Source organism: Kitasatospora sp. NPDC004615 (assembly GCF_042873545.1).
Lineage (GTDB): Bacteria > Actinomycetota > Actinomycetes > Streptomycetales > Streptomycetaceae > Kitasatospora.
In genome coordinates, this window is sequence record NZ_JBIALQ010000010.1 from 225,636 (window position 1) to 238,408 (window position 12,773).

Annotated in this window: 8 protein-coding genes, 1 rRNA gene and 1 pseudogene; 8 read left to right on the forward strand and 2 right to left on the reverse strand. The window is 70.3% G+C overall.

The annotated features are described in order from the left end of the window. Window positions 1-91: 91 nt before the first annotated feature. Genes ACFYS8_RS30670 through ACFYS8_RS30680 form a run of 3 tightly spaced genes read left to right on the forward strand, consistent with a single transcriptional unit; the run spans window position 92 to window position 5,552 of the window. The gene (locus ACFYS8_RS30670; protein ID WP_387647179.1) at window positions 92-1,591 is read left to right on the forward strand and encodes a Dyp-type peroxidase; all 1,500 of its coding nucleotides are present in this window, start codon (window positions 92-94) and stop codon (window positions 1,589-1,591) included. 26 nt (window positions 1,592-1,617) lie between these two features. After that, entirely contained in the window at window positions 1,618-3,714 is a 2,097-nt protein-coding gene (locus ACFYS8_RS30675; RefSeq protein ID WP_387647182.1) for a flavin monoamine oxidase family protein, read from the forward strand. Then, window positions 3,711-5,552: an alpha-keto acid decarboxylase family protein gene (locus ACFYS8_RS30680; RefSeq protein WP_387647185.1), complete on the forward strand. Its 1,842-nt coding sequence runs from the start codon at window positions 3,711-3,713 to the stop codon at window positions 5,550-5,552. Before ACFYS8_RS30675 ends, ACFYS8_RS30680 begins: the two co-directional genes overlap by 4 nt. A gap of 52 nt (window positions 5,553-5,604) precedes the next feature. Here ACFYS8_RS30680 and ACFYS8_RS30685 read toward each other — a convergent pair whose 3' ends face one another. Further along, complete coding sequence (locus tag ACFYS8_RS30685; RefSeq protein WP_387647187.1) at window positions 5,605-6,837, reverse strand: C40 family peptidase; 1,233 nt, start codon at window positions 6,835-6,837, stop codon at window positions 5,605-5,607. A gap of 350 nt (window positions 6,838-7,187) precedes the next feature. On the opposite strand from ACFYS8_RS30685, the gene ACFYS8_RS30690 reads away from it, so the two are divergent. The 5 genes and pseudogenes from ACFYS8_RS30690 to ACFYS8_RS30710 all read left to right on the forward strand — a co-directional run bounded on the left by ACFYS8_RS30690 (window position 7,188) and on the right by ACFYS8_RS30710 (window position 12,623). Beyond that, window positions 7,188-9,317 (forward strand): alkaline phosphatase family protein, encoded by a 2,130-nt coding sequence (locus ACFYS8_RS30690; RefSeq protein WP_387647190.1) that lies wholly within the window; start codon window positions 7,188-7,190, stop codon window positions 9,315-9,317. Between the two features lie 178 nt (window positions 9,318-9,495). Next, a complete protein-coding gene (locus ACFYS8_RS30695; protein WP_387647193.1) occupies window positions 9,496-10,062 on the forward strand; it encodes a LemA family protein in 567 nt (188 codons plus the stop codon). Then, window positions 10,059-11,570 carry a DUF2207 family protein gene (locus ACFYS8_RS30700; RefSeq protein ID WP_387647195.1) on the forward strand — a complete coding sequence of 504 codons (1,512 nt, stop codon included), beginning with the start codon at window positions 10,059-10,061 and terminating at the stop codon, window positions 11,568-11,570. The genes ACFYS8_RS30695 and ACFYS8_RS30700 overlap by 4 nt, the downstream gene beginning before the upstream one ends. Window positions 11,571-11,700: 130 nt before the next feature. Continuing rightward, window positions 11,701-11,972, forward strand: a pseudogene (locus ACFYS8_RS30705) (MFS transporter); the annotation flags it as partial. Window positions 11,973-12,266: 294 nt separating this feature from the next. After that, entirely contained in the window at window positions 12,267-12,623 is a 357-nt protein-coding gene (locus tag ACFYS8_RS30710) for a hypothetical protein (protein ID WP_387647198.1), read from the forward strand. 65 nt (window positions 12,624-12,688) lie between these two features. On the opposite strand, the gene rrf is transcribed toward ACFYS8_RS30710, so the two are convergent. Next, window positions 12,689-12,773, reverse strand: a 5S ribosomal RNA gene (gene rrf / locus ACFYS8_RS30715); the annotation flags it as partial.

Here is a 12,773-nt window from a genome sequence, read left to right on the forward strand (position 1 = left end):
GGTTGGCAGGACTCTCCGCACGGCAGCTACGTTGAGTGCTGACCCGATCGCGCTGTGCGATCAGTCCTGCCTGCACTCGAGGAGCCCGACCGTGACCACCACCTCCGCCCGTCCCGCCGGCGTGCCCGCCATCGAGCAGTTGCCGCAGCCGCCGCTGCGGACGAGCACCGACATTCAGGGCAACATCCTGGCGGCGTTCAACAAGGACTTCATGGACTTCCGCTACCTGCACTTCCCGGACGCCGCCAGAGGTCGCGGCTGGCTCTCCGCGATCCTCAACACCGTCTCGACGACCAGTGAGACCGAGGACTTCAACGAGCAGTTCTCGCTGGCCCGCCGGGCGTTCGGCCGCGACCCCAATCTGGTCACCGTCCGCTGCGGGGTGTCGCTCACCTTCGACGGCCTGATGGCGGTCGCCAACAAGCCCGATCAGGTCCGGACGGACCTCGAGAACAACAACATGCAGTCCTTCCTCGCGGGCGCGGCCGCCCGGGCCGCCGACCTCGGCGACACCGATGCGAGCGACCCCAAGCAGTGGCTGTTCGGCGCCGGAACCGGCAACCAGGTCGTGCACGCGGTGCTGATCGTCGCCGCGGACACCGACGAGATGCTGCAGGAGAAGCTGAAGAACCTCGACGCGGTCGAGAACGCCAATCAGATCGTCCGCGTCCACGTGGACGAGGGCCGCACCCTGACGGGCCCGTTGAAGGGCCACGAGCACTTCGGCTACAAGGACGGCATTTCGCAGCCGGGGGTGAAGGACTTCCACCCGGAGAGCCCGGACCAGCCCGGCGTCCGCGACATGCACGCCGGCACCGAGCTGATCGAACCGGGCGAGTTCGTCTTCGGCCAGAAGAGCGAGAACGGCGACCGGCCGGCTCCGCAGTGGATGGCGAACGGCTCCTTCCAGGTGGTGCGCCGCCTGCGCCAGGACGTCGCGGGCTGGAACGCCGCGGTGATCGACGGCGCCACCAAGTTCACCGGGACGATGGACCCGACCCGCCTCGGCGCCTGCCTGGTCGGCCGGTTCAAGGACGGCACGCCGCTCGCCCCGCCGAACGGCACCGTGACCGGCGTCGGCTCCGACCGCAACGACTTCGACTACAGCAACGACCCGGCCGGCGAGCACACCCCGTGGGTCGCGCACATCCGCCGCACCCACCCGCGGGTCTTCGCGGGCAACGGCGACGGCCACCCGAAGAGCCACCGCCTGATGCGCCGGGGCATCCCGTACGGCGTGCAGTTCCCGGGCGGAGCGAACGACGACGGCGTGGACCGCGGGCTGATGTTCGTCTGCTACGGCACCTCGCTGGAGGAGCAGTTCGAGGTGGTGCAGCGGTTCTGGGCCAACAGCGACACCTTCCCGCCCGGAAAGCCGAACGGCTCCACACCCGCCCCCAACGGCTTCGACAAGGTCGTCGGCCTGGCCGGCAAGGCCGAGATCGGGCTCGCGGACGGCACCCACGGCACCGTCGACATGCAGCGTTTCGTCCACACCACGGGCGCGCTGTACGCCTTCACTCCCTCGATCACCACGCTGCGGCTGCTCGCCGGGGGCCAGGACCTCCCCAACAAGCGCGTCGGTTCCTGACCGCCCCACCCACCGAGGAGACACCCGTGAAGAACCCCTCCGACGAGAGCGCCCGCCGGCACACCGCCCAGCAGTTGGCCCGCGAACTGCTGCTGGTCGGCCCGGACGGCGAGGACCTGAAGCTGCGCTACCTCGACGTCCTGATCAAGGACGGCATTCCGCCGAACGGCGCCCGCAAGGACGTGCTGATCATCGGCGCGGGCATCGCGGGCCTGGTCGCCGGCAAGCTGCTCAAGGACGCCGGGCACAACGTCACCATCCTGGAGGCCAACGCCAGCCGGGTGGGCGGCCGGATCAAGACCTTCCACGCCGGCGACAACGCGGGCGAGGGCGACGGCCCGTTCCACGACCCGAAGCAGTACGCGGAGGCCGGGGCGATGCGGCTGCCCAGCTTCCACCCGCTCGCCCTCGCGCTGATCGACAGCCTCGGCCTGAAACGGCGGCTGTTCTTCAACGTCGACATCGACCCCGACACCGGCAACCAGAACGCGCCCGTCCCGCCGGTGGTCTACGAGTCCTTCGACGGCACGGTCTGGAAGTACGGCTCCGACAGCCCCGAGTTCCGCGAGCCGGTCAAGCGCAACAACTCCTGGATCCGCACCAACCGGATCCAGACCCGCCGCAAGGAGTACGCCGACGACCCGACCAGCATCAACGAGGGCTTCCACCTCACCGGCGAGGAGGCGCGGATCACCACCGCCAAGATGATCAACGATGCGCTGGATCCGGTCCGCGACTACTACTCGGACCGCCAGCCCGACGGGACGCGGGTGAACAAGCCGTTCGCCGAGTGGCTGGACGGCTGGGCCAAGGTCGTCCACGACTTCGACGGCTACTCGATGGGCCGCTTCCTGCGCGAGTACGCGGGCTTCAGCGACGAGGCGATCGAGGCGATCGGCACCATCGAGAACATGACGTCCCGGCTGCACCTGGCCTTCTTCCACTCCTTCCTGGGCCGCAGCGACATCAACCCGAACGTCACCTACTGGGAGATCGAGGGCGGCACCCGGATGCTGCCCGAGACCCTCGCCGAGCAGCTGCGGGACGAACTCCGGATGGGCCAGCGGATGATCCGCATGGAGTACTGGGACCCGCGCCGGGACGGCGGCGGCGCCCGGGACGTCGGCCCGGTCGGTCCGCAGGTCGCCGTCCACACCGTCCCCGAGGACCAGCCGGACGCCGAACCCACCGTCTGGAAGGGCGACTTGGCGATCGTCACCGTGCCGTTCTCGGCGCTGACCTTCGTCCAGGTGACGCCGCCGTTCTCGTACAAGAAGCGCCGGGCGATCATCGAGACCCACTACGACCAGGCCACCAAGGTGCTGCTCGAGTTCTCCCGCCGCTGGTGGGAGTTCACCGAGGCGGACTGGCAGGCTGAACTCGACTCCATCGCACCGGGTCTGTACGAGTACTACCAACGGGCGGGCGAGGACGACGCCGAGGCTGCCGTGGCCGCCGCCCACAACGGCCACCGGCCGCCCCGCAACCTGCCGGAGACGCTGCTCGGCGCGCACCGCAGCGTGGACGAACGCCGGATCAGCGAAGGCCAGTTGGAGGTCTACCGGCACACCCCGCTGCTGCGGGCCAGCGTCCGTCCCGCCACCGACTGCTTCGGCGGCGGCTCGACCACCGACAACCCGAACCGCTTCATGTACTACCCGTCCCACCCGGTGGCCGACGGCGACGGCGGCGGCGTGGTGCTGGCCAGTTACAGCTGGTCGGACGACGCGGCGCGCTGGGACTCCATGGAGGACGACGAGCGCTACGTCTACGCGCTGCGCAACCTCCAGTCGGTGCACGGCCGCCGGATCGAGGTGTTCTACACCGGCTACGGCAAGACCCAGAGCTGGCTGCGCGACCCGTACGCCTTCGGTGAGGCGGCGGTGTACACCCCGCACCAGATGACCAGCTTCCACCTCGACGCGGGCAAGGCGGAAGGCCCCGTCCACTTCGCGGGCGAGCACATCTCGCTCAAGCACGCCTGGATCGAGGGCGCGGTGGAGACCGCCGTCCGCGCGGCGCTCGCCGTGCACGAGGCGGCGGCGCCGGCCGCGACGCGCCGGGCACTGCGGCCCGAAGTCCAGCTCCGCCAGGAGAACCAAGAGGAGGCACTTCAGCGATGAGCAACAAGACCGAGTGGACCGTGGGTCGCTACCTGGCCACCAGGCTCGAACAGTTGGGCATCCGGTACCTGTTCGGCGTGCCGGGCGACCTGCTCGGCCCGTTCCTGTCGATCATGCAGGACACCACGTCGGTGCGCTGGGTCGGCACCCCGACCGAGATGGGCGCCGGCTACGCCGCCGACGGCTACGCCCGGGTGCGGCTCGCCGACGCCGCCCCCGACCAGCCCGAACAGGGCGTCGCCGCCGTCGCGGTGACGTACGGCGTGGGCGCGTTCAGCCTGCTCAACACCATCGGCGGCGCGTACGTCGAGGACGTGCCGCTGATCGCGATCAACGGTGCGCCGTCCTACGAACAGTGGCTCAACTTCCAGGCGGTGGGCCTGCTCACCTCGCACATGAGCCCGCGCCGGGAGGCCAACCTGGAGGTCTACCGGCAGGTCACGGTGGACGCGCAGGTGCTCTCCAACCCCGGTCTTGCGCCCTCGCAGATCGACAGCGCCATCACCGCCTGCCTGACCGAGCGCAAGCCCATCTACCTGGAGGTCATGGACGACCTCTGGCACGCGCCCTGCGACCCCCCGCAGGGTCAACTCCGAGCGCACGAGCGGCCGTTCACCAAGCGGAACCAGGACATCCTGGCCAAGGCCGTGGCGGCGGCGGTCGAGCTGATCACGAAGTTCAAGACGCCGATCGTGTGGGCCGGCGAGGAACTCATGCACCAGCGGCTGGAGAACGAACTGGTGGAGTTCGTCGAGGCCACCAAGATGCAGTTCTGCACCACCGTCGGCGCGAAGTCCGTGGTCTCCGAGCAGCACCCGCTGTTCGCCGGCGTGTACAACGGCAAGGCGAGCCTGCCGGAGATCCGCGACACCTTCAAGAACGCGGGCTGCCGGATCGGCCTCGGCACCTGGTCCACGTCCAAGAACCTGAACGGCGAACAGTCCATCGGCGACGACTGGATCGTGGCCGCCCGCGGCGGCGTCAGCGTCGGCGCCATGTACTACCCCGACGTCCAACTCCGCAACTTCGTCCCCGCGTTGAAGACCGCGCTGGCCGGAAAGACCTTCCCGGCCGACCACTTCGCGCTGGCCCACAAGGCGGGCCTGGACGTCCCCGCCACCACCGCCGAGTTCCTGGGCTCGCTCAGCGCCAAGCACCACAAGAAGACCGAGCTCACCTACGACGGCTTCTTCGAACGGATGAACCACTTCCTCCAGTTCGAGGCCACCGGCGGCGACCCGAAGGCCCCCTCGCCGTTCACCGTGGTCTCGGACGCGGCGTTCTCGCTGCTCGGCTCGATGAACCTGCGGATCAACGAGCGGGCCGGCTTCCTCGCGCAGAACAGCTGGCTGTCCATCGGCTACTCCGTCGGCGCCGCCACCGGCGTGGCCTTCGGCCGGCAGGAGCCGCTGAAGCGCCCGATGGTGTTCGTCGGCGACGGCTCGTTCCAGGAGATCTGCCAGGAGCTGTCCACCCAGGTGCGCCACCACCTGCGGCCGGTGGTCTTCGTCCTCGACAACGAGGGCTTCTACGGCATCGAACAGATGCTGGTCAGCCCCTGCTACTACCAGCAGAAGCCGTCCGACGGCGCCGACTTCTACAACGTGCTGCACCCGTGGCACTACGAAAAGCTGGCCCAGGTCTTCGGCAGCGAGAAGGACCAGATGCACGGCTTCAAGCTCAGCACCTACGCCGAGCTCGACACCCTCCTCACCGAACTCGCCGACCCGACCAACCAGCTCAACCACGCGCCGATCCTGGCCCGCGTCCGGCTCAGCCGGCACGACTACCCGCGGGCGCTCCAGTACAAGATCGACGAGAACTGCCCGACGCCGTAGCCTCCCGCGCGACGCACGCCGGCCCCCGTCCTCGACGGGGGCCGGCGTCGTGTCAGCAGTTGGGGATGGTCACGCCGTTGTTGTCCTTGGCCACGTCGTTGCCCCACCGCGTCAGGTAGAACGCCGACACCCACTGCCCCTTCGGGCCGACGTCCGGGTCGGTCTTCAGCCACCAGTGGTTGTAGCTGCCGCCGCTGGACACCTCACGGCCCCACACCTTGCAGTACACGTAGTTGGTGCCCTGGTACAGCGTCCCGGTGGGGCCGGCGCTGCCGGAGGTCGCGGAGGCGTACACGGGGACGTTGGCGAAGGTGTCCACCCAGTACTTGCCGGTCGGGGCCGGGGCGCCGCCGCCGCCCGCGCAGTCCGGGATGACCGCGCCGTTGTTGTCCTTGGCCACGTCGTTGCCCCACCCGGAGAGGTAGAACGCCGACACCCACTGGCTGCTCGGGCCGACGTCCGGGTCGGTCTTCAGCCACCAGTGGTTGAAGGCGCTGCCGTTCGACACCTCACGGCCCCAGGTCTTGCAGTACACGTAGTTGGTGCCCTGGTACAGCGTCCCCGTGCTGCTGGTGGAGGTCGGCGAGGCGAACACCGGCGCGTTGGCGAAGGTGTTCACCCAGTACTGCCCGCCACCCGCCGGCGGCGGGTTCGGCGCCGGGGTGGTGTTGCCCGCGCCGTAGAGCCGGATCGCGCCGTAGTAGTCGCCGTGCGAGGACAGCGCCGCCACCTGGACGTACCCGCCGGAGTACGGGGCCTCGACGATCCAGCCCTGCCCCAGATACATCGCCACATGGTGGATGGTGGAGGCGGTACTGCCGAAGTACACCAGGTCACCGGGCAGCAGCGGCCCCGTCCCGTCCGCCCGGTAGTAGCGGGCCACCGCCCGCGACGTCGGCCACTGGGTCCGCGTGGTGCCGTTGATGACGTCCGCGCCGACCGCCAGCGAGTAGGCGTAGCGGACCATGCCGGAGCAGTCCAGGCCGCGGACGTTGCAGTCGTTCGGGGCACCGTTGGACGAGTCGCAGATCCCGTACGTCGGCCCCGGCTGCGAACCGTGGCCGCCACCCCACGAGTACGGAGTCCCGATCAGCCCGCAGGCCGCCCGCACCGCGGCATTCGCCTGCGACGCCCCGCCGGTGGACAGCACCCCGCAGGCAGGCGCGGCCTGCGCCGCCCCCGCTCCGGCGAAGAACACTCCGACCGACACCAGCACCGACAGCAGGGCCGCCCACCGCAAGGGGGCCACCAGCCATCGCGACAGAAGGTTTACTCGCGTAGTCATGACCGCGGATCCTTCCGGCGATCATGACACCGGCTCAATGGGGGCAGCACACAGAAGGCTTGACCGTACATTGGCGGCGGGCCACATTGCGTGAACCCGGAAGGACATGGGACTACGCACCCAGGTTATCAACGATCCGCCAACACACGTGCGGAAACAGAAAATTGACGAATCGTTACCGACCGGTAGGAGGCGGGCGAAGCCTTCGGTGCGGCACAGTTGGCCGAACAACTTTTCACACGGGCGTCGCGAGGAGTTCCGCCGGGACTCCTTGAGTCCGCAGCACCGGGCCTGCGATCCTGACGCGCGCCAATCCCCCCAGCCCTCCCACCCTCAGGAGAGTCCCCCTTATGCGGAACCCGTCCGCACACCGGCTTCACCGGCGGCTGCATCTACTGCTGCTCGCCGTCGTGGCCCTGCTCGTCCCGCTGCTGCCGACCCCGGCCGCCGCGGCGGGCAGCTCGGTCGGCATGGCCACCACCAGCTACGTCCAGGGCCGGACTTCGGCCGTCGCGGTGACGTACAGCACCGGGCAGCCCTCCTCCACCAACTGGGTCGGCATCTACCCCACCGACCCCGCCAAGGGCCCCGGCAGCGGGAAGGCCTCGCTGGCCTGGGCGTACGCCCCGAACGGCAGCGGCACCGTCACCCTGGCCGCGGGCTCGCTGGCGCCCGGCAGTTACCTCAGTTACCTGCTCGCCAACAACGGCTACACGCCGCTGGCCGCGCCGGTGCTGTTCACCGTGACCTCCTCGGCCGTCCTCGACACCCAGAACAGCGTGCTGTGCGTCGGCCAGACCTCGTACCCGCAGGGCCAGGCGGTGGTCGCCTCCTACGGCACCGGCCGGGTCTCCGCGACCAACTGGATCGGCATCTACCCCGACAACGGCCAGCAGCCGGGCGGGAGTCCGGCCCCCGTCTGGGCCTACGCGCCGAACGGAACCGGCTCGGTCTCCCTCGCCACCGGCACGCTCGCCCCGGGCGCCTACACGGCCAACTACCTCTCCAACGACGGCTACACGGCGCTCGCCCGGCCCGCCCGCTTCTCCGTCACCGCGCCCGGAGCCACTGGCAGCCCCAACCTGATCGTCAACGGGGACGCCGAGTGCGCCGACGCCTCCGTCAGCGGCTACGACGGCGTGACGCTCCCCGGCTGGCAGACCACCGGCGTCCCGACCGCCGTGGCGTACGGCGCGCCGAACGGCTTCCCGTCGAACGGCACCTCCGGCCCGGGCAACCGCGGCAACGCCTTCTTCTCCGGCGGCCCGGTCGGCAGCTCCACGCTCTCCCAGACCGCCGACGTGTCGGCCGCGGCCGGCCCGATCGACACCGGCACGGTGACGTACAACCTCTCGGGCTGGCTGGGTGGTTACGCCACGGAGAACTCCACCGCCACCCTCACGGCCACCTTCCTCGGCGGCTCCGGCGCGTCCCTCGGCACCACCCGGATCGGGCCGGTCAGCGCCACCGACCGCGGCCTGGCCACCGCCCTGCTCCAGCGCACCGCCACCGGCACCCTCCCCGCCGGCACCCGCAGCATCGCCGTCGCCCTGCAACTGACCCGCGAGGCAAGCCGCACCGGCACCGCGTACAACGACGCCTACGCGGACAACCTGTCGCTGACCATCTCGGCCGCTGTCCCCGCCCCCGCCCTGCCGGCCCCCGTCCCGTCCCAAGTGCCTTCGCTGGACCACGTGTTCTTCGTGATGCTGGAGAACAGGTCCTACGACCAGGTGATCGGCAGCTCCGCCGCGCCCTACCTGAACCAGCTGGCGAACAGCGGCGTCACGCTCACCCAGTCCTACGGCGTCGTCCACCCCAGCGACCCCAACTACCTTGCGGTGTCCGGAGGTTCCACGTTCGGCCGGACCGACAACCCCTACCCGGCCCTGACCGGCGCGATCACCGCACCGCACCTCGGCAACCTGGTCGAGCAGGCCGGCCGGTCCTGGCGCGGCTACGTCGAGGACATGAACGCGCCCTGCAACCTGAGCTCCAGCGGCAACTACGACGCGGACAACATCCCGTTCGTGTACTACAAGGACGTCACCGGCGACACCGCCCGCTGCCAGGACAAGCTCCAGCCGATCACCCGGCTCTGGTCCGACCTCCAAGCACCCGCCACCACACCCGACTTCGTCTGGTTCGAGCCCAACAGCTGCAACACCATGCACAACTGCGACGTCGCCACCGGCGACACCTGGATGCGCACCAACCTCCCGAAGCTGTTCGCCTCCCCCGCCTGGACGCAGCAGCGCTCCCTGCTCGTCATCACCTTCGACGAGGACGACAACAACCACGGCCAGCGCATCCCCACCATCGTCACCGGCTCCCCCGGCCTCACCAAGCCCGGCTACCGCTCCCCCGCCCCCTACAACCACTACAGCATCCTGCGCACCGTCGAAGAGGGCCTGCACCTCCCCGGCCGCCTGACCCAGAACGACCAGTACGCGACCCCCCTCAACGACATCTGGAACTGACCCCGCCCCACACACCGGCGCCCGGCCCCACCCGGCCGGGCGCCGGCCCGGCCCCTCCCGGTCTCGATTCGCTGCCGCTTTCGATTAATTGGGGGCATTCGAACGGTCGCCGGCCCTATGATCGCCCCCGACCTGCCGGAACAGCCCGGCGAGAGGTCTCGACAACAGGGGGAACATCGTGGGTCTCGTCGTGGGCGGCGTCCTTGCCGTGCTGGTCGCGGTGCTGCTGTGGTGGATCGTCAGGACGTACAACCGGCTGATCCGGCTGCGCAACCAGACGCAGGCGTCCTGGGCGCAGATCGACGTCCAGCTGAAGCGCCGGCACGAGCTGATACCGAACCTGGTCGAGGGTGCGCGCGGGTACGCGGCGCACGAGCGGGGCACGCTGGAGGCCGTCATCACCGCGCGCGGGGCGGCGGAGGAGGCCGGGCTCGGCGTCACGGACAAGGCGGTCGCGGAGGAGTTGCTGACCGCCGCCCTCGGCAAGGTGCTCGCCCTCGCCGAGGCCTACCCGCAGCTGAAGGCGGACCAGCATTTCCTCAAGCTGCAGGCCGAGTTGACCACCGCCGAGGACAAGATCGCCTACGCGCGGCAGTTCTACAACAGCGCCGTCCAGACCTACCACACCGCGCTGGAGAGCTTCCCCGGCAACGTCGTCTCCGGGTTCGGCGGCGGGCACGCCCGACGGGAGTACTTCGAGGCCGGGGCCACCGCGCAGGACGCACCCCGGGTGAACCTCGCGTGAGCCTCGACGCCCAGCTGTACTGGGCCGGCGCCGGCCTGGCCGCGCTCTGGCTCGCGGTCTACGGCATCTCCCTGGTCGCCACCCGGAACGGCACCGTCCGCCCCGGCCCCGCGACGCAGGAACTCGGCGACGAGCCCGAACGACCGGCCGTGGTCGCCCTGTTGTCGAACCACTGGCGTTCCGTGGACCACGCCGCCGCCGCGACCCTGCTGGACCTCGCGGCGCGCGGCCTGGTCGAGATCCGCCAGCCCGCCGACGACCCCGCGCAGAGCACGGTGCACCTCACCGGCAAGGCCTCCCCCGCCCTGGCCCCCTACGAACAGCGGGTCCTCGACCGGATCACCGAGCAGGCCGGCGACTCCGGCGCCCCCATCGGCGCGATCGCCTTCCGCGCGCAGGAACGCGCGACCGCCTGGAACGGCGCCTTCCGCCGGGAGATCGTCGCCGAGGCCCGTCGACGCGGCCTCTCCCGGCCGCGGCTCGGCCCCCTGCTGTCCAGTGTGCTGTTCACCGGCCTGTTCGCCCCCGGCGTGCTCCTCGGGCTGGGCGTCATCACCGGCGGACACGGCGTCCGCGCGGCAATGGGGGTCGGCGCCCTTCCGATCTTCCCGCTCGGGTTCCTGCTCGCGCTGGCCATCGGCGAACGGGCGACCCGCTTCGGGATCGAACGCGCGGGCCACTGGGCCGGAGTCCAGTCCTGGCTCCGCGCCCACGAGGACTTCGCCCAACTCCCGCCCGCGGCCGTCACCGTCTGGGACCGCTACCTCGCCTACGCCGCCGCGCTCGGCGTCACCGTCCGCACCTCCCGCCTGCTCGGCTTCGACTCCGGCGACAAACGCCGCGTCTGGTCCTCCTACGGCGGCACCTGGCGCCCCGTCCGCATCCGCTACCCCCGGCTCCGCCCCGGCTTCGGCGCCAACACCACCCGGCTGCTCCAACTCGCGGGCGCCGCAGCCGTGGTGGCCGTCGGCCTGACGGTCTTCGCCGTCCTCCGCCGCCCCGAGTGGGCCGCCGCCCCCGACGTGACCGAGACGGTGCGCCGCCCCGGCCTGGTGCTGAGCGCCGGCTGGGTCGGCATCGCCGTCCTCGCCCTCCTGGTGGCCGGACGCCTCAGCCGCTGGACGGCGTTCCTGGCCTTCCTCGGCATGATGCCCGGCAACTTCGCCGGCCGCCACGGCTGGGCGTCCGACGCCCTGAACCACCCGGGCCCGACCCTCGCCGAAACCGTCGTGATCGTCTGCTTCGGCGCCCTCACCGCCCACTACCTCACCCTCGCCGCCCTGGAACGACGCGCCCCCCACACCCTCACCGGCGAAGTCCTCCGCATGGAACCCCGCCGCCGCGCCAAGTCCCCCCGCTTCCTCGCCCTCGACACCGGCACCACCGACCAAACCCGAGCCTGGGCCCTCCCCGCCGGCGCCCCCACACCCGCCCCCGGCACCGTGGTCCGCCTCGCGGTGTCGCGCGGCACGCGGATGATCAGGTCGGTGGAACTCGTCACCGACTGAACGGGTCCAACTTCCTTGGCGGGTACGCCCGGTGTGCGGCGATCAGGTCGCGTCGCACACCGGGCGCAGCGCTGTGTGCCGACGGCGACCGGTTACGGGGTCAGCGGCCAGGCACCTCCAGCACCTCCACGAGCAGTCGCTGCTGGCCGCCGTCCCGGTGATCATCGGCTCCCCGGGCCGCATCCCGGTCGGCGCGCTCACCGACCGGCACCGCGGCCGGGTGATGCTCCCGCTGGTGTCCGCCGCCGCCATCGAGCCAGTGCTCTACCTCGGCCTGATCGGCCACTCCTCGCTCACCGCGCTGCTCGTCGGCCCCTTCTTCCTCGGCATCGGCGACACCGCTTTCGCCATCGGCGCCCCCGTCGTCAACGCCTGATACCCCCGGAACGCCGCGGCACGGCGGCAACTCCTCGACGCCCTCGCCCAGTTGCGCAACCACATCCTCAGGGAACAGGACGGTATCCTCTCCGCCGCCCTGGCCCAACTCAGCGCCGAGGACTGGGAGAGCGTAGAGGCCATCCGCGCCCAGGTCGGCACGGCCTTGCCAACACCCCCGCCAACCTCGAGCTTTCACGAGGCGTTGATCTGACAGCCGATGAGATCATTGACGCCGTCGCAGACTTCTTCGATTGGTAGGCCCGAACGATGGTTGTCCTCACAACAGTTCTCGCCCTGTGCCTCATATGGTTCGGGACGGTGCTCGTCCGGCAGGGGATCCGGAGCTGGCGAGGCCAGACTCCCTCCACGTTCCTGGCGCGGTCACTTGCGGCGAACGTACTGGCCGGAGGAGAACGTGCCCTGCTGATGCTCGGGGCGTGCGGGTGCTTCCTCGGCGCCATGATCGGCCTGGGCGGATACCTCAGCGCCGCGGGTGTCATAGGAGGCACGAACCCACCTCCGCCGTCCGCAGCTCTGGTCGTCGTACTGCTGATCCTCCTCGTCGGCGTCGTCACCACCAGCCTGACGGGAATCGCGATCGTCTGGTACAACCGGCCGCGCTTCCTGGTCCCGCCGCATCTGCGGGACCGGCCCGGCATCATGTCGGTGCGCTAAAAGATCGAGGCCAAACACGAAAAGCCCCTGCCCGGTTTCCCGGACAGGGGCTTTTCTGAATGATTGTTCGGCGGCGTCCTACTCTCCCACAGGGTCCCCCCTGCAGTACCATCGGCGCTGTGAGGCTTAGCTTCCGGGTTCGGAATGTAA

Bases quoted from the DNA above. Each gene is read 5' to 3' on its own strand.
- ACFYS8_RS30680 (WP_387647185.1), top strand. From the start codon at position 3,711: ATGAGCAACAAGACCGAGTGGACCGTGGGTCGCTACCTGGCCACCAGG.
- ACFYS8_RS30685 (WP_387647187.1), bottom strand. From the start codon at position 6,837: ATGACTACGCGAGTAAACCTTCTGTCGCGATGGCTGGTGGCCCCCTTG.
- ACFYS8_RS30690 (WP_387647190.1), top strand. From the start codon at position 7,188: ATGCGGAACCCGTCCGCACACCGGCTTCACCGGCGGCTGCATCTACTG.